The sequence below is a fragment of the Roseateles sp. genome (genome assembly GCF_036404855.1).
In the GTDB taxonomy this organism is placed as follows: domain Bacteria; phylum Pseudomonadota; class Gammaproteobacteria; order Burkholderiales; family Burkholderiaceae_C; genus Pelomonas.
In genome coordinates, this window is sequence record NZ_DASWYS010000155.1 from 1 (window position 1) to 16,265 (window position 16,265).

Here is a 16,265-nt window from a genome sequence, read left to right on the forward strand (position 1 = left end):
CGGAGCTGCTTGTGCGCGCGAACGACGCCGGCCAGCGAGCACTCGTCGGTGATGGCCAGCGCCTCGTAGCCCTGCGTGATGGCGCGTTCCACCAGCTCCTGCGGCTCGGAGGCGCCACGCAGGAAGCTGAAAGCCGTCAGACAGTGCAGCTCGGCGTAGCGTGGCAACTCGTGGGGCTGGCGCAACTCATGCAAGTGCGCATCGCGATTGGACAGGGGGGGGCTCATGCGAACGCGCCGTGAAGAAACCAGCCCGAGGTGACCGCCGCCGCATCCGGCAGGCGTTCGCGGTAGACCCACAGCAGCCCCCGCGCAGCGCTGCGATAGACGTAGTAGTCGCGCGTCTGCAGACCGCTGCAGTCCCACCAGCCGGCCTCGATGCGGTGCGGGCCGCTGACGCGGCTCAGCGGCCCGCAGTAGACGGGTTGCTCGCGTGCATCGCAGCGCAGCGGCTGAGGAGGTTCGATGAGCCAGGTGGGCTGGGGGCCCGGCGCACGGCGCACCGGCGGGGATGCGGCTGCGGGCCAGGGGTGCCAGCTCTGCATGCGGTCCAGGCGATGGTCCTCGTGCAGGCGGCCCTCGAGCACATGATCGGCGCCCAGCCGTACGGAAAGCCGCTCCAGCAGCGCGTTCGTCGTCGTGCGTTCCTGCGGCTCGCTGGCGCCGGGCAGCAGGCCGACGCTCAGTTCTTGCAGCGGCAGCACGGTGTCGGCGCTCAGGCTGATCTCGCCTGCCGGCGCGGCCAGCGTCGTGCGGGACAGGTGCTCGCCCAGCAGGCGCGTGAGGCGGCGCAGGTCGCGAGTCGTGTCGGCCGTGGACAGGGTCAGCTCACCGCTGCCGGCCACGTCGCGCGCACGCATCGCGTCGTGCTGCCAGGCCAGGCGCAACGCACGCACCCCTGCGTGGCGCGCGGCAAGGAAGGCGCAGAGCTGGCGCAGCAGTTGTTCGGCAAAGTTCAGCAGTACCGGCGCATGCTCGACGCGGTAGGGCAGCTCCAGGCGTGCGTCGAAGCGGTCGGGCAGTGTCAGCCAGTCGTGCACCTCGGGCAGGTCACCATAGGCCTGGTCCAGTGCCGTCAGCAGCGCGGGACCGAAGCGTTTGGCGAGCGCCGCACGTGGCAGCCGGCGCAGCGCGCCCAGGCGCTGGCACCCCAGGCGGGCCAGCATGGCGTGGTGGACATGGGCGGCGGAGAGGGCCGTTGGTGGCAAGGCGTCCAGCCTTTCGCAGAGCCGACCCTGCCGCGGTGCGTCAGGGCAGCGAGCCAGTGCGAGCGCCGCCAGTGCGGTTGGCGCCCAGGCTGTGGCGCCCAGGGCCAGACCGGCCTGCTCGGCTTCGGCATGCAGTCGCAGTCGCAGCGCGCGCGCCCCGCGGAACAGCCGCAGGCTGGCCGACATCTCGGCGACGACCGCCTCCTCCAGCCGGGTGACGCGCGGCGTGAAGCTCAGCGCCAGCCAAGCCAGGGCGTCGACGTCACCGGCGGGCGCATCAGGCGTGCAGCACAGTGCGAGCCAGCGCATCGGCGCGCTCCGTCGGTGGACTGGCTGACGTGAGCGCAGGAGCCGGTGCCGGCTGGGCCTGCCGCCTGGCTGCCGTCAGCAGCGGCTCGACCGCATCCGGCACGGCAAGGAGCTGCAGCCAGCCCTCGTGAGCCGGGCCGCGGCGCTTGAGCAGGTGGAGTTGCAGTTGCCAGGTTTCACCGGGTTGCACGATGGCGCGCAGCGGCGCGGCCGAGGACTGCTGGGCGACGCGCTCCGGCCGCACCACAAAGGCCGGCGCGTCCGAACCCAGCGCATTGACCTGCAACCGCCGGATCTGCTCCGGTCGCGCCTCGGGCAGCCAGGCCACCACGGCCACGCGCGACTTGATGGCCTGCTCGGCCGTCCAGAGCTGCTGGGCCGGTGTTGCGGCCTTCACCCAGACCAGTGCTGACGGCGGCAGCCCCAGCGCCTGCAGGCCTGGCAGATGCGGCGTGTGCGGCGGATTGACGAGCAGCAGCGAGCGCAGTGCGGGCGGGGCAGTGCGCCCCTTGGGACCTGGTGCTGCGGCCGACGGGGCTTGGGCCGCCCACCAACCTCGCAGGGCCGGCGCCAGCAGCCGCCACTCCAGTATGCCGAATTGCGGCATCAGCAGCTCGGTGACGGCCTGCAGCGGCCACCCGCCACCGGGCAGCTCGGCGTCCAGCGCCGCGAAGCCGCTGGGCAGTGTCAGGTCGACGGCAGCGCTCAGGCTGCTGCCGCGCCACAGCCGGCCCTGCAGGCGGGCGTCATCAAGCGACAACCCACCGCGCTTCTCGGCCAACAGTGCAAGACTGCAGGGAGGGGCGACGGGGATAGGCAGGGGGGCGGAAGCGGTCGACATGGCCGGGCGGCAGAGGCGGATCGGAGGGAAGGAGCCGGAGCCTGAATGAGACCACAATACTGTTGTTGTATCCAGTATTTTCTACCCGTCGACCTGTCGGGCGGCTAGCATTCCAGGCCTTCCCGTTCTGCCGACAACCGTCTTTTCAGGAGCCTGCCTCATGCCGATGAACGACTATCTGGTTCTCTCCCGTGGTCAGTGGAGCGCAGATGCCCGCCCGCAGGAGGTGCAGCGCGCCATCGACGCTTTCTACGTCTGGTACGAGCAGGGCCTGGCCGAGGGGCGGCTCAAGCCCGGCAGTCGCCTGGAGCAGGGCGCGCGCATCGTCGCGCAGGGCCTGGTCACGGACGGCCCGTTTGCGGAGACCAAGGAATGGGTGGGCGGTTACTGGTTCATCGTTGCCGAGACGCTGGAGCAGGCCGCGGCGATTGGCGCCGAGAACCCCTGCCTGCGGTTCGGCCTGACGCTGGAGATTCGCCCGCTGGACGCCACCCGCGCTCACGTGACGGTGCCGACCAACGAGACCCCCGCCAACTGGCGTTAGGCGAAGCCGTCGCCGTCGAAGTCCGCCACGTCTTCGTCTCGCACGAGCGTCGGGGGCGAGTCCTTGGGCTTCATCGCCTCCAACTGCTCGCGCAGCTTGGCGACCTGGTCCAGCCAATAGTTGGGCGTGCCGAACCAAGGGAACGCGAGCGGGAAGGCCGGGTCGCCCCAGCGGCGCGCCAGCCAGGCGCTGTGGTGGATCATGCGCAGCGTTCGCAGGGGCTCGATGAGGCGCAGCTCGCGATCGTCGAACTCGGCGATCTGCTCGTAGCCGTCCAGCACGGCGTTGAGCAGATGCCGTGCGGCATCGGGCTCTTCATTGGAGCTGGGCAACAGCATCCACAGGTCCTGCACCACCGGGCCCATGACGGCGTCGTCCAGATCCACGAAATGCGGGCCGCGGTCGGGCGTCCACAGGATATTGCCGGGGTGGCAGTCGCCGTGCAGGCGGGTCAGCTGCAGGTCGGGCAGGCTGTCGAAGGCGGCCTGGATCGCGGCGATGCAGCGCTGCGCGGCGTCGTCCCAGGAGGGGGCGATCTCGGGCGGGATGGCATCGTTGGCCATCAGCCAGTCGCGGGCGGTCTGGGCCGGCGAGGCGCTGGCCCAGGACAGGCGCTCGGCAAAGGGCTTGCTGCGGCCGACGCCATGCAGGCGGGCCAGCAGCCGGCCTATCCAGCGCAGCACTTCGGGGTCTTCCAGCTCGGGACCGCGGCCTCCCTGGCGCGGCGTGACGGCCAGCCGTTGGCCCTGATGGTGGAACAGCGTGGGGCCGCCGGCCAGCGGCCACGGTGCGGCCACGGGCACCTCGGCAGCGGCGAGTTCGGCGGCGAAGCCGTGCTCCTCGAGGATCTGGGCGTCGCTCCAGCGCGCCGGGCGGTAGAACTTGGCGACGGCCGCTCGGCCGTCCTCCAGGTGCAGCATCAGCACGCGGTTCTCGAAGGAGTTGAGCTGCAGCAGTCGGCCGTCGGCGCGCAGGCCGGCGGCGTCTAGGGCGTCAAGCATGAACTCCGGCGTCAGGTCGCCGAAGCTGAGGTCAGGGGTCGCGTGGTGCATCCGGCGAGTGTCGCCGGATCGGCTCAACCCCTGCGGGGGCGCTGGGTGGCGTAGCGCGGTGCGTCGACGACAACACCGACGATGTCGTCGAGCATGGCCTCGTCGTCGGCGTCATCCAGCACGGGCAAATTGCGCGGGCTGTAGCGCGGGGTGGGGTCGAGGTCGCGCGCGGACAGGCGTCGCTGCGGCTGGGGCGGCGCGGTCTGGACCGGCGCACGCGGGTAGCGCTCGCCATAGCCCTCGACGCCGCCGAAGACGCTGGCGTCCTGCCACAGCGGCAGGGGCTGGGAGAACTGGCCCCAGTCGCTGCCGAATTCATCCTCGCCCGTGCTGGCGCGGCGACGTGGCAGACCCGGCATTGCGGCGGGTGCTGGCAGCGGGCCGCGTGGGTTGCTGCCCTGGGGCACGAGGAGCTGCAGTTCGGCAACGCTGGGAAGCTGGTCCATCGCGCAGCGCAGATAGCGCACGCGGCAGGCCGACAGCACAGCATGCTTGATCTGCAGGCTGCGCGGCGTGACGCCCCGCTCGCCTTCCAGGTCGATGGCCGCCAGCACGCGCCCGTTGGGGCTGCAGACGGCGAAGGTCACGTGGGAGGCGCCGAGCAAGTCGAACCAGTAGCGCACTTCCTTGGCCTCGGTCGGCTGGCAAAAGCGCACCAGCGGTAGCTTGGACAGTACGACGTGATGGGGCAGGGCCTCGCGCAGCAGACGGAAGACGCGCCGCTCGTCAGTCGTGAAAACCGGGCGGGCTGTGAGTGACCACTCCGCCGGCAATCCTTTATTGGCGTACGCCGGCCGCCGCAAGGCCCAGATCAGGCTGATGGCCAGACCCAGGACGCAAACAGCCAGGGCGGCGATCCAATAGATGGCGTACGGCATGTCCCTCGAGGAGTTCGGCGGCGACGCCGATCCTCGGCGCAATGGTCGGGCAATGTAGCGCAGCGTCCCCTAAAGGCATTACTCGCAAGTCCCGATTCCCCCGGAGCTGAGGGGGAGCATGTCCAGGGGCAGGGATGTCAGGGAATCATTTATTCCTTGGCGGCCCGGCCTGGTGATTCGAAATGAGCCTTGACCTCGGCCACGCTGTCAACGAAGCCGCTCAGCACCTGGGCCTGACGCTTGAACTGGAAGTCCAGTTCGCCCAGATGCCGCTCCAGGGCCTGTTCGACCTGGGAGCCGAAGGAGTCCGGCGGCAGACGCAGCCAGGCTGCGGACTCGCCGCCGTCGCGCTCGACGATGGCGCCGGCGGCCGTGGCGATGCGCAGCATGGGACGGTTCTCGCTCAAAGCGTGGATGAAGAGGGTGTCGATGCCGCGGTTGCGGGCGTGCAGGGCGGCCGTGTCGAACAGGCGCCGGCCCAGGCCCCGGCCGCGCGACTGAGGCAACACGGAGACGCCGAACTCGGCCATCGCGCGGTCGGGTTCGCCCGGTAGCGACTGGCCATAGGCCAGGTGGGCCAGTGCGGTCAGTTGCAGGTGGCGGTTGAAGATGCCCAGGACCTCGTCGCGATTGAAGTCGATGCCGAGGGCGTACTTGTGGATCTGCTCGTCCGAAGCTGGGTAGCCGAAACGCAGATAGCGGTCCTGGGCGTCCAGCGCGAGCAGGTGCTCGGCGATGCGGCGCCGGTGGCGGCGGGCCAGGGAGCGGATGGGCACCCAGGTCGACAGGCGTTCCAGCGCGGCCCGGGCCCCTGCCAGGGGGCTGCTCGATTCGGACGCGGCAGCCGGCGCATTCGGATCCGGGCCGAAGGCCGACAGCTCGTGATCCCAATCGCCCGCCGGTTCCACAGGCGGGGGGGTGGGGGCGGCGGGCGGTTTGCGGGGCATGGCTTGGCCGGGTGGATATGCCAAGGGTAACGCGCCGAGGCCTTTCAAACCACCGGACGAGCTGCTACACTCGTGGGCTTTTCCGTCAAAAGGCTGCGGGAAAGGGGCCGCAGGCGCGCGTCAAGCGCGCTGCGCCGAGAGGTTGTGCAACAGACACAGCACCGAGGCCGGTCGAAGTTTCAGCCATCCATTGCCGGCTTCCTCATCGAGGCCGGCGTAGCGAAAGCAACTCTCATGAAGACCTTCAGCGCCAAGCCGGCCGAGGTGACGCACGAGTGGTTTGTGATTGACGCCACCGACAAGGTGCTCGGACGTGTTGCCAGCGAAGTGGCACTCCGTTTGCGCGGCAAGCACAAGGCCATCTACACGCCTCACGTCGACACCGGTGATTTCATCGTCATCGTCAATGCTGACAAGCTCCGTGTGACCGGCAACAAGGCCACCGACAAGGTGTACTACCGTCACAGCGGCTTCCCTGGCGGCATCTACGCCACGAAGTTCAAGGACATGCAAGCCAAGCACCCCGGCCGCGCGCTGGAGAAGGCCGTCAAGGGCATGCTGCCCAAGGGCCCGCTGGGTTATGCCATGGTCAAGAAGCTGAAGGTCTACGCAGGTCCCACGCACCCGCACACCGCTCAGCAGCCCAAGGCTCTCGAGATCTAAGGAACGGCCATGATCGGAAACTGGAATTACGGTACTGGCCGCCGCAAGTCGTCGGTCGCTCGCGTCTTCATCAAGAAGGGCACGGGCCAGATCATCGTCAACGGCAAGGCCATCGACGCTTACTTCGGTCGTCAGACCTCCATCATGATCGCCAAGCAGCCCCTGCTGCTGACGAACAATGGCGAGGCCTTCGACATCAAGGTGAACGTGCACGGTGGTGGCGAATCCGGCCAAGCCGGCGCCCTGCGCCTGGGCATCACCCGCGCGCTGATCGATTACGACGCTACCCTGAAGCCCGAACTGAGCCGCGCCGGCTTTGTCACGCGTGACGCGCGTGAAGTTGAGCGTAAGAAGGTCGGTCTGCACGGCGCCCGTCGCCGCAAGCAGTTCAGCAAGCGTTAATTTTTTGCGCTTCGACATCAAAAGGCCGCTCCATGCGGCCTTTTGTTTTTGCGCCGACAATCCCCATATTCGTGTTCGAACAGATTCACAGGAGCCCGCCATGAGCGCCGTGCTTGATACCCCCACCGACATCCCCGTGCCCCTGGTCTTCACCGACAGCGCCGCTGACAAGGTGCGTGACCTGGTGGCTGAGGAAGGCAACCCGGACCTGAAGCTGCGCGTCTTCGTGCAGGGCGGCGGCTGCTCTGGCTTCCAGTACGGCTTCACCTTCGACGAGGCCGTCAACGACGACGACACGCAGATGGTCAAGAACGGCGTGACGCTGCTGATTGACTCCATGAGCCTGCAGTACCTGATGGGTGCTGAGATCGACTACAAGGAAGATCTGCAGGGCGCCCAGTTCGTCATCAAGAACCCCAACGCGACGACCACCTGCGGCTGCGGATCGAGCTTCTCGGTCTGAGCGCGTGTCGCGCACCACCTTGTGAAAGCCGCCCTTGGGCGGCTTTTGTGTTTTTGAGCCATGGCCTCGCAACTGACGCCCCCTTCCACGGACCCGCAGCAGGAGCGGTCGCTGAAGCTGCTGCTGTGGCTGGTGGCGATCGGCTTCTTCATGCAGACGCTGGACGCCACCATCGTCAATACGGCGCTGCCGGCGATGGCGGCCAGCCTGGGCGAGAGCCCGCTGCGCATGCAATCCGTTGTCGTGGCCTACTCGCTGACGATGGCGATGCTGATCCCGGCCTCGGGCTGGATGGCTGACCGCTTTGGCATGCGGCGCATCTATGTCGCCGCCATCCTGCTCTTCGTGCTGGGCTCGGTGCTGTGCGCAGTCGCGAGCAACTTGACCCTGCTCGTCTCGGCGCGTGTCGTGCAGGGGCTGGGTGGCGCGCTGCTGCTGCCGGTGGGCCGGTTGGTCGTGCTCAGGACCTTCCCGCGCGAGCGCTTTCTGCAGGCGATGAGCTTCGTAGCCATCCCTGGCCTCGTGGGACCGCTCGTCGGCCCGACGCTGGGTGGCTGGCTCGTCGAGGTAGCGTCCTGGCACTGGATCTTCCTCATCAACGTGCCCGTGGGCGTCATCGGCGCGCTGGCGACGCTGCGCTACATGCCGGCGCCGTCGACTGAGGCGGTGGGTCGTTTCGACCTGGCGGGCTACCTGCTGCTGGCCTTCGGCATGGTGGCGCTGTCGCTGGCGCTGGACGGTCTCTCCGGCCTGGGCCTGCGCCAGGCGTCCGTCCTCGTGCTGATGATCTTCGGCCTGGCCAGCCTGGCGGCTTACTGGCTGCATGCGCTGCGTCGGCCCGACCCGCTGTTCTCGCCCAGGCTGTTTCAGGTCGGCTCACTGCGTATCGGACTGCTGGGCAACCTGTTCTCGCGGCTGGGCAGCTCCTGCATGCCGTTCCTGATCCCGCTGCTGCTGCAGGTGACCATGGGCTATTCGCCCGCGCAGGCCGGCATGATGATGCTGCCGGTTGCCATCGCCAGCATGTCGATGAAAAAGCTGACGACGCCCCTGATCACGCGCCATGGCTATCGTCTCGTGCTGGTTGTCAATACGCTGCTCGTCGGCCTGACGATGGCCAGCTTTGCGTTCTCGTCGCCCGATCAGCCGCTCGCCGTGCGTATCGCGCAGTTGGCCCTCTTTGGCGCCGTGAACTCCCTGCAGTTCACGGCGATGAACACGCTGACGCTGAAGGATCTCGGCCCCGCGATGGCCAGCAGCGGCAACAGCCTGCTGTCCATGGTGCAGATGCTGGCCATGGGCATGGGCGTTGCCGCGGCCGGTGCCGTGCTAGCTGCGTTCACCGCCTACTTCGGCGGCGAGGGTGTGCGGACGTTGTCATCCTTCCGTGCCACCTTTGCGACCATGGCCCTGATCACCATCGCGTCGGCCGGCATCTTCTGGCAGCTCGCGCCGGCCGACAGCCGCGTCGTGCCGGCCGAGCGGGACGTGCCCGAGGCCGGCTGAGCGCCAACGGCGCTAGTTCCCGTCACCCCGGGGCGAGGCTGGTAGCACGGGCGCTAGCCAGCCGAAAAGTGGCGCCAGGCCGTGCCGGTACTCGTTGAGCATGTTGAGGTCGGTGATGACGCCCGGCGGCTCGACGGGTTGGCTCATGCGCAGATGCTCCCGCGCGTCCAGCAGCGGCGTGTTGAGCAGCCGCCACGCGACACCTCGTGGCGCAAACAGCTTGTCGTCGAAGCTCGGCCGGTCACCGATCCGGCTGGCCCGCAGGACGGCCTCCGCATCGGGCCGACGCTGCAGCGGCTGATCGCTCATGTAGGCGAAGTTGCTGTAGCGGACGACGTGATCGAAGACGGCCAACGCGGTGGCGTAGGCGTCCAGGCTGTCTGTCGTGTTCATCGCCACGATGCCACCCGGCGCCAGGTGCTGTTGCAGCTCCCGCATGTAGTCGCGCGACAGCAGCAGGCTGGTGTATGCCCGCCAATGGAAGGTCGTGTTCTGGAAGACCAGGTCGTAGCGCTCGCCGCGGTGGGCACGCAGCCAGCGCCGGCCATCGTCGATGTGCAGGCTCACGCGTGGATCATTCAGCACCGGCGCCACCGAGGGGTGGCTGGCGATCAGCGTGCGGTAGCCGGGGTTGATCTCGACGATGTCCATCTTCTCGATGCCGGGGAAGCCGAGGATGGTGCGAGCCCAGGCACCGGTCGACAGGCCGATCACCAACACGCGGCGCGGCTGCGGGTGCAGAGTCGCCATCAAGTAGGCGCGGTCGAGCATGTTCGAGTTGAGGCCCATGTCGACGTTGATCCGCCCGTCGTAGGCATTGCCGCCGAAGGTGATGTCGCCTTCGGGCCGGAAGACCGTGTGCAGGATGCCGTGCTTGTTCTGGATCACCTGCCCCAGGGGGTACTTGTCATCCCCGATGTCGGCGACCTTGTCGATGACCTTCACCGGCCAGGCCACGAGGCCGACCCCCAACCCCGACAGCAACACGGGCAGCACGAACCAGCTGGCACGGCGCTGCGGCGCGGCCAGCAAGCAGGCCAGCGCCAGCAACGCGGTGCCGGCGACCACCACGGCCCAGGCGCTCTCCACGCGCAGCTGGTCCAGCAGCCAGAAGCCGGTGAGCAGGGGCCCCAGCGCAGAACCCAGCACGTTGGCCAGGTAGACATGCGAGACCGAACGGCCAAGGCCGGCCCGCGCTGTGTTGGAGCCGAGGTGGTGAACGATGGGGAAAAGCACGCCCTTGGCGCCGGCGGTCAACGCGATCAGCAGCATCAACGCGCCGAGTCGTGCGGGCGTGTAGCCCAGCAGGGGGGCCGCCAACTGCAGGGCCATCACGTCCAGCGCGGCGGCCCAGCAGAGCACGCGTGCCGCCGATGCGAGCAGCTCCGGGCTGCGTGCACAAATGCGCCGGCCCACGACGGCGCCCAGAGAGATGCCCAGCAGGAACGCGACCAGCACCAGGGCAAAGGCCTGGGGCCGCCCCTGCTGGCCAAAGCCGAGCAGACGCACCCACAGAATCTCCTGACTGAGCGACAGCAAGCCCACGCTGAAGGACAGGACCCAGGCGAAGCGACGCATCAGGCGACCCTCCTGCGTAGTGCGCCAGCCACTACCAGGCTGGCTGTGCCGTTGAGTCCGGCCGCCAGCCAGACCGCCTGGCGCAAGTCCATCCAATACAGCAGCAGGAAGCCGATCGCGAAGGCCCCGCAGGCAGCACCCAGTGTGTTGACGAAGTACAGCGCACCGGTGGAGACGCCGACGTTGCCCGAGCGTTGCCAGGCATGGGCGACCAGCATGGGCAGCGTGGCGCCCATGCAGATCGTCGGAAGGATCAGCAACCCGAAGCTCAGCGTGGCTGCGGCAGCGCGCGACAGGCCTGCGAACAGTGCGGCGCAGGTCTGCAGCAAGTCGACGCTTGCGAGCCCGTAGAGGGCGATCGCGGCCTCGAATATGCAAAAGGCCAGCAGGATGCGCGTGGGCCAGCGATCCGCCAGCCACCCGCCGAGCACGGCGCCCAGCCCCAGGCCCAGCATGAACGTCGAGACGATGATGGTGACCGACTCGATGTCCACGCCGACCATCACGAAAAGCAAGCGTTGCCAGGCCAACTGGTAGACCAGCGCGGCGAAGCCGGACAGGAAGAAAGCTGCGGCAATGGGCAGTGACGCAGCGGGGGCGGCTGTTCTCAAGGCTGGACTCCGGAGGGAGGCTGGTCGCGGGAAATCTAGGCCGGGTAAAGCGCTCCCAGCAGCCGCGGGCCGGCCGCGCCGGTCACGGCCGGCAGATTGCCGGGCAGGCGCTCGACGAAGCGATGCGCCAGCCATGCGAATGCAGCGGCCTCGACCTGGTCGACCGGCAGGCCGCGCTGTGCGCTGGACTGCACTTTCAGCCCCGGCAACAACTCGGCCAGGCGCAGCATCAATCGGCCGTTGAGTGCGCCGCCGCCGCAGGCGATCAGCGTGCGAGCGGCGGGCATCTGTGCCTTCAGGTCATCGACCACGCAGCGGGCGCTCAGCTCCAGCAGCGTGGCCTGCACGTCTTCGGGGGCGAGCCCGGGCGTGAGCTTGGCGTCCAGCCAGGCGAGGTGGAACAGATCACGTCCGGTGCTCTTGGGCGCCGGCAGCTGAAAGTAGGGCTCGGCCAGCAGCGTGGCCAGCAGTTCGGGCAGCACGCGGCCCGTGGCGGCCCAGGCACCGTCGGCGTCGTAGGCAAGGCCGCGGTGGCGGGCAATCCAACCGTCCATCAGGCAGTTGGCCGGCCCACAGTCGAAGCCGCCGGTGCGGCCATCGGCGAACAGCAGGCTAAGGTTGCTGATGCCGCCCAGGTTCAGCGCAGCGGCGTCCTGTCCCGAATTGCCGAACACGGCACGATGGAAGGCCGGCACCAACGGTGCTCCCTGGCCGCCTGCGGCGACGTCGCGGCTGCGCAGGTCGCAGATCACGTCGATGCCTGCCTGCTCGGCCAGCAGCGCGCCGTTGAGCAACTGGGTCGTGTAGGCGTCGAAGCCACCGGGCTGGTGGCGCACGGTCTGGCCGTGGGCGCCCAGGGCGGCCACTTGCCCGCGGCGCGTGCCCGTTGCCTCAAGCAACTGCGAGACGACGTCGGCATAGGCCCGCGCCACCGCGTTGGCAGCCTGTGCAGCCCGGTGCAGCTCGTTGACGCCAGGCGCGTTCAGTGCCAGCAGCTCATCGCGCAGCGCTGGGGGGAAGGGCGCGTGCACATGGCCGTTGACCGCCAGCGCATCGGCATCGAAGAGCACGCCATCAACCCCGTCGAGCGACGTGCCCGACATCAGCCCGATGTAGAGCCGGCGCGGCTCAGTCGGCTGCAGAGACACCGTCCATCGTTTCGGCGACGGCCAGCTGGGTCTTGAGGCTGGCGACGGTCTGCTGGAACTGCGCCCTGGCGTAGCCGGGCAGGTTGACGGCCTCGGACGCGCGGGCAATGGCGCGCGGATCCATGTGGCGGCCGCCCACGCGGAACTCGAAGTGCAGGTGCGGGCCGGTGGCCCAGCCGGTCGAACCGACGGCGCCGATGCGCTGGCCCTGCTCGATGCGCTGGCCCTTCTTCACGTCGATCTTGCTGAGGTGGGCGTAGACGGTGCTGCGGTCGCCGCTGTGGCGCACCTGCACGACGTTGCCGAAGCCGTTCTGCCAGCCGGCCACCTCGACGGTGCCGTCACCCACGGAGCGCACGGCCGTACCGGTCGGTGCGCCGTAGTCGACGCCGTTGTGCTGGCGCCATGTCTGCATGATGGGGTGAAAGCGCATCGCGAAGCCGGAGGTGATGCGCGAGAACTCCATTGGACTGGACAGGAAGGCGCGGCGCTTGCTCTGGCCGTCGAAGCCGTAGAAGCTGGCCTTGCCGGTGGCGCCGTCCTTGAAATAGACCGCCGAGTAGGTCTTGCCGTTGTTCGTGAATTCGCCGGCCAGCAGGCGGCCGACGCCGCCGTCCCAATGGATGGGTTCGCCGTCGGCGGTCAGGACCTCGTAGACGATGCTGAAGCGGTCGCCCTTGCGCAGCTCGCGGTGAAAGTCGATATCGCCGGAGAACATGTCCGCCATCTGCGAGGCGACGGCGTCGGGGATGTTGGCGTCGTCGGTGGCGGCGAACAGCGAAGTGCGGATGGTGCCGCTGCCCAGGGCGACCTGGGCTTGCAGCGGCGCGGTCTCGGTGCTGGCGCTGAAGCGGGTGCCGTCGCGGGCGATGGTCAGCCGCGTGAAATGACTACCTTGCTGTTCGACCTTCTCTGCGGGAAAGCGAACGACGATCTTCTGCACCTGGCCCGAGGCATCTGCCGTCAGGTGAACCATCTTGCCGGCGCGGCCCTGGAAGACGCGGCGGGCCAGCGGGTCGGTGCGCAGGAAGGCAGCCGCGGCGGGGTCGAAGGCGCCCGCGCGCTTGAGCAAGCTGTCCGGGGTGTCGCTAGAGCGGGTGGCCTCGGCGCGGGTCAGGCCGATGGCATGGCTGGCCAGCTCGTCGAGTTGGGCCGAGATGTCGGCCATCGGCACGGTCTCAACCAGGGTGCGGCGGGGCAGTTCGGCGGCATCCGGCGCCAGGGGCGCGATGCCAAAGGCGGTCACGGCAAAGCAGCTCAGCGTGCCGACCACGGCGGAGGTCAGCGCGCGAGGGTGCCTGGCTGCAAAGGTTTCCGCGCTTTTCAGCGCTGTTCGAAGCTGATGGAGACGTTTCTGGACTGCGGTCACGCTCGGCATCCCGGGGTTGTCGCTGGGGCAATCCCGGCTAGGCCGGTTCCACGCGAGGGCCAGCAACGAGGCGGCCTTAAAATCCTGACGGTTGTGTTGAAGCAACACCCCCGATTCGAAGGGTGAATTCTAACGGCTTTGTCTTGCCAGGCATGCCGGTTTACCCCGATGGATCAATAACTTAACACTTTCGTTCGGCTTGTTGCCGAACGCGCTGCGCCATGTCCGACGCCCTCCAATTTCCCGTCACCGATGCCGTCCTCGAGGCCCTGGCCATCACGCGTCGCGGTGTCGACGAGCTGCTTCCCGAGGCCGAATGGACCAAGAAGCTGGCCCGCTCCGCCGCGACGGGCGTGCCGCTGCGCATCAAGCTGGGCCTGGACCCGACGGCTCCCGACATCCACGTCGGTCACACCGTGGTATTGAACAAGATGCGCCAGCTGCAGGACCTGGGCCACCAGGTCATCTTCCTGATCGGCGACTTCACCTCGCTGATCGGCGACCCGTCCGGGCGCAACGCGACGCGTCCGCCGCTCACCAAGGAACAGGTGCTGGCCAACGCCGAGACCTACTACGCCCAGGCCAAGCTCGTGCTGGATCCGGCGCGCACCGAGATTCGCTACAACTCCGAATGGAGCGAACCCCTGGGGGCGGCCGGCATGATCCAACTGGCCAGCAAGTACACGGTCGCCCGCATGATGGAGCGCGACGACTTCACCAAGCGCTTCCAGAGCAACACGCCCATCTCGGTCCACGAGTTCCTCTACCCGCTGATGCAAGGCTACGACTCGGTGGCGTTGAAGAGCGACCTGGAGCTGGGCGGGACCGACCAGAAGTTCAACTTGCTGATGGGTCGCCACCTGCAGCAGGAGTACGGCCAGGAGCCGCAGTGCATCTTGACCATGCCTCTGTTGGAGGGCCTGGACGGCGTCGAGAAGATGTCCAAGTCCAAGAACAACTACGTCGGCATCACCGAGCCGGCCAACAGCATGTTCGCGAAGATCCTGTCGATCAGCGATGTGCAGATGTGGAAGTGGTTCGAGCTGCTGTCCTTCAAGTCCATGGCCGAGATCGCGGCGTTGAAGGCCGAGGTCGCGGGGGGGCGCAACCCCAAGGACGCCAAGGTCATGCTGGCCAAGGAGATCACGGCGCGCTTCCATAGCGCCGCGGCGGCGGATGCGGCCGAGGCCGATTTCGACAATCGGGCCAAGGGCGGCATTCCCGACGAGATCCCGGAAGTGCGCCTGAGCGGTGCGCCGATAGGCATCGCCCAGGTGCTGAAGGCGGCGGGCCTCGTCGCATCGACCAGCGAAGGCCTGCGCATGATCGAGCAGGGGGGGGTGCGCCGCTCCGGCGAGGTACTGTCGGACAAGAGCCTGAAGCTCGATGCCGGGGAGCATGTGCTGCAGGTCGGCAAGCGCAAGTTCGCGCGGGTCGTCTTGAGCTGAGGCAGCGCGCCAGCGCTAGGCCTGCCACACCGCGTAGCCTGCTTGCCGCAGGCCCACGGCCAGCTCCACTTCCAGCTCGCAGGCCGCGCGGTAGGGCATGGGGTTGTAGAACTCATAGAGCTCCGGAAGCAGACGCACGCCATACTTCAGCACGAAGCGATTGGCCTGCACGCCGGCCATGTGCCGGTCGAATCGCAGGTCGGGGTCCAGGCCGGTCATGCCGACGTAGAGACAGGGCTTGACGACGTCGTGCTGAGGGTTGGCCTTGCGAAAGGCCGGTTCGTTCCACACGCGCTCGGACAGCAGCACGACGTAGACGTGGTGGTGATCGCGGGACTGTCGGCGAGGCATGGAGCGGATTGTCCGTGCGCTCTTCGGCGGGCCTGAATCGCCTGAAGGCGGACAGGAAGCCGCCTTGTCAGCCAATTCCGATTTCTCGCTGCAGGCGTTCAAGACGGATTCGTCGCTCCCACAATGAATCAACTTCAAGGGGGCGGCGATGTCGGATCCTCAGTTGCTGCAGGAGCGCCCGCCCATGGCGGGCGGCGACGAAGACGCCAAGTCATGGCACGGTGCAGCGCATGCGCAGGCCGCCGTACCGGCGGCAACCGAGACGCCCGAGGTGGGCGAGGCGGGCGAGGCCGCCGGCACGGCCCAGCAGCCGGTGCTGGCCGAGCAGCAGCGGGTGATGCTTCACATGCCGGTGGACGTGCGCGGCCTGTCACTGGCCGTCATCGCAACCATCCTGAGCCTGTATGCGCTGCAGTGGTCGCGGGATGTGATGGCGCCCATCCTGGCGGGCGTCATCCTCAGCTATGCACTCGCGCCGCTGGTGTCACGGCTGCAGCGGCTGCGCGTCCCGCGCGCGCTGGGCGCGTCAGCGCTGCTGTGTGTCATCGTGGGCATGCTGTCCTGGGGCGCCTCCGCGTTGGGCGGGCAGGTGGATGCGCTGATCGACACGGTGCCTGCCGTCACGCAGCGGGTGCGCGAGATCTCGCAACGCATCGCCGGGCGAGAGTCCACGCTGGAGCGCGTGCGCATGGCAGCGGACGACCTGACGGCGGCCGCAAGCGTTGCAGCGTCCACGAGCGCAGCCTCTGGCACGTCCGCCACGCCCAGCGTCCCCAGCGCCCCCAGGGCCGCGTCGCCGCGCAACCCGGCCAGGAACGCGCCTTTGGCCACCCCGCCCGAGCATGCGATCGACGTGCGCAGCTATCTGGTGACGGGGACGCTGGGCGCCGTGTCCTTCCTCACCAAGCTGTCCATCGTGCTGCTGGTCGCGCTCTTCATCCTCGCCTC

At 68.2% G+C, this 16,265-nt stretch carries 18 protein-coding genes; 7 read left to right on the plus strand and 11 right to left on the minus strand.

The window, feature by feature from the left end:
* The 3 genes from VGF12_RS10125 to imuA all read right to left on the minus strand — a co-directional run.
* Positions 1 to 227 (minus strand): PHP domain-containing protein (locus tag VGF12_RS10125; RefSeq protein WP_331175910.1); only part of this gene is annotated, 227 nt, incomplete at its 3' end.
* Positions 224 to 1,516 (minus strand): DNA polymerase Y family protein, encoded by a 1,293-nt coding sequence (locus tag VGF12_RS10130; RefSeq protein WP_331175911.1) that lies wholly within the window; start codon positions 1,514 to 1,516, stop codon positions 224 to 226. The genes VGF12_RS10125 and VGF12_RS10130, both read right to left, overlap by 4 nt.
* Positions 1,485 to 2,357: a translesion DNA synthesis-associated protein ImuA gene (gene imuA, locus VGF12_RS10135; RefSeq protein ID WP_331175912.1), complete on the minus strand. Its 873-nt coding sequence runs from the start codon at positions 2,355 to 2,357 to the stop codon at positions 1,485 to 1,487. The genes VGF12_RS10130 and imuA overlap by 32 nt, the downstream gene beginning before the upstream one ends.
* Before the next feature lie 160 nt (positions 2,358 to 2,517).
* On the opposite strand from imuA, the gene VGF12_RS10140 reads away from it, so the two are divergent.
* Positions 2,518 to 2,901 carry a YciI family protein gene (locus tag VGF12_RS10140; RefSeq protein WP_331175913.1) on the plus strand — a complete coding sequence of 128 codons (384 nt, stop codon included), beginning with the start codon at positions 2,518 to 2,520 and terminating at the stop codon, positions 2,899 to 2,901.
* Here the strand turns inward: VGF12_RS10140 and VGF12_RS10145 are convergent.
* The 3 genes from VGF12_RS10145 to VGF12_RS10155 all read right to left on the minus strand — a co-directional run bounded on the left by VGF12_RS10145 (position 2,898) and on the right by VGF12_RS10155 (position 5,778).
* Complete coding sequence (locus VGF12_RS10145; RefSeq protein ID WP_331175914.1) at positions 2,898 to 3,953, minus strand: serine/threonine protein kinase; 1,056 nt, start codon at positions 3,951 to 3,953, stop codon at positions 2,898 to 2,900. The two genes, VGF12_RS10140 and VGF12_RS10145, sit on opposite strands and share 4 nt — an antisense overlap.
* 23 nt (positions 3,954 to 3,976) lie before the next feature.
* Entirely contained in the window at positions 3,977 to 4,831 is an 855-nt protein-coding gene (locus VGF12_RS10150; protein WP_331175915.1) for a DUF2726 domain-containing protein, read from the minus strand.
* A gap of 149 nt (positions 4,832 to 4,980) precedes the next feature.
* Positions 4,981 to 5,778 (minus strand): GNAT family N-acetyltransferase, encoded by a 798-nt coding sequence (locus tag VGF12_RS10155; protein ID WP_331175916.1) that lies wholly within the window; start codon positions 5,776 to 5,778, stop codon positions 4,981 to 4,983.
* Positions 5,779 to 6,012: 234 nt separating this feature from the next.
* On the opposite strand from VGF12_RS10155, the gene rplM reads away from it, so the two are divergent.
* The 4 genes from rplM (at position 6,013) to mdtD (ending at position 8,812) form a co-directional block, all read left to right on the plus strand.
* Positions 6,013 to 6,441: a 50S ribosomal protein L13 gene (rplM, locus tag VGF12_RS10160; RefSeq protein ID WP_088482271.1), complete on the plus strand. Its 429-nt coding sequence runs from the start codon at positions 6,013 to 6,015 to the stop codon at positions 6,439 to 6,441.
* A gap of 9 nt (positions 6,442 to 6,450) precedes the next feature.
* Positions 6,451 to 6,843 (plus strand): 30S ribosomal protein S9, encoded by a 393-nt coding sequence (rpsI, locus tag VGF12_RS10165; protein ID WP_268148645.1) that lies wholly within the window; start codon positions 6,451 to 6,453, stop codon positions 6,841 to 6,843.
* A 100-nt stretch (positions 6,844 to 6,943) separates the two neighbouring features.
* Positions 6,944 to 7,306, plus strand: a complete 363-nt coding sequence (gene erpA / locus VGF12_RS10170; RefSeq protein WP_331175917.1) for an iron-sulfur cluster insertion protein ErpA — start codon at positions 6,944 to 6,946, stop codon at positions 7,304 to 7,306.
* Positions 7,307 to 7,366: 60 nt separating this feature from the next.
* Entirely contained in the window at positions 7,367 to 8,812 is a 1,446-nt protein-coding gene (mdtD, locus tag VGF12_RS10175; protein WP_331175918.1) for a multidrug transporter subunit MdtD, read from the plus strand.
* 12 nt (positions 8,813 to 8,824) lie between these two features.
* Here mdtD and VGF12_RS10180 read toward each other — a convergent pair whose 3' ends face one another.
* The 4 genes from VGF12_RS10180 to VGF12_RS10195 are packed head-to-tail and all read right to left on the minus strand — an operon-like array spanning position 8,825 to position 13,395.
* Positions 8,825 to 10,390, minus strand: coding sequence for a fused MFS/spermidine synthase (locus tag VGF12_RS10180; protein ID WP_331175919.1), 1,566 nt, complete (start codon positions 10,388 to 10,390; stop codon positions 8,825 to 8,827).
* Complete coding sequence (locus VGF12_RS10185; protein ID WP_331175920.1) at positions 10,390 to 11,001, minus strand: fused MFS/spermidine synthase; 612 nt, start codon at positions 10,999 to 11,001, stop codon at positions 10,390 to 10,392. Before VGF12_RS10185 ends, VGF12_RS10180 begins: the two co-directional genes overlap by 1 nt.
* Before the next feature lie 35 nt (positions 11,002 to 11,036).
* Positions 11,037 to 12,149 (minus strand): anhydro-N-acetylmuramic acid kinase, encoded by a 1,113-nt coding sequence (locus VGF12_RS10190; protein WP_331175921.1) that lies wholly within the window; start codon positions 12,147 to 12,149, stop codon positions 11,037 to 11,039.
* On the minus strand, positions 12,130 to 13,395 hold the full coding sequence (locus tag VGF12_RS10195; protein WP_331175922.1) for a M23 family metallopeptidase: 1,266 nt from the start codon (positions 13,393 to 13,395) through the stop codon (positions 12,130 to 12,132). The genes VGF12_RS10190 and VGF12_RS10195 overlap by 20 nt, the downstream gene beginning before the upstream one ends.
* Before the next feature lie 344 nt (positions 13,396 to 13,739).
* On the opposite strand from VGF12_RS10195, the gene tyrS reads away from it, so the two are divergent.
* Entirely contained in the window at positions 13,740 to 14,966 is a 1,227-nt protein-coding gene (tyrS, locus tag VGF12_RS10200) for a tyrosine--tRNA ligase (protein ID WP_331175923.1), read from the plus strand.
* A 15-nt stretch (positions 14,967 to 14,981) separates the two neighbouring features.
* On the opposite strand, the gene VGF12_RS10205 is transcribed toward tyrS, so the two are convergent.
* Positions 14,982 to 15,317 carry a hypothetical protein gene (locus tag VGF12_RS10205; protein ID WP_331175924.1) on the minus strand — a complete coding sequence of 112 codons (336 nt, stop codon included), beginning with the start codon at positions 15,315 to 15,317 and terminating at the stop codon, positions 14,982 to 14,984.
* A 148-nt stretch (positions 15,318 to 15,465) separates the two neighbouring features.
* On the opposite strand from VGF12_RS10205, the gene VGF12_RS10210 reads away from it, so the two are divergent.
* A partial coding sequence (locus tag VGF12_RS10210; protein WP_331175925.1) for an AI-2E family transporter occupies positions 15,466 to 16,265 on the plus strand: 800 nt, incomplete at its 3' end.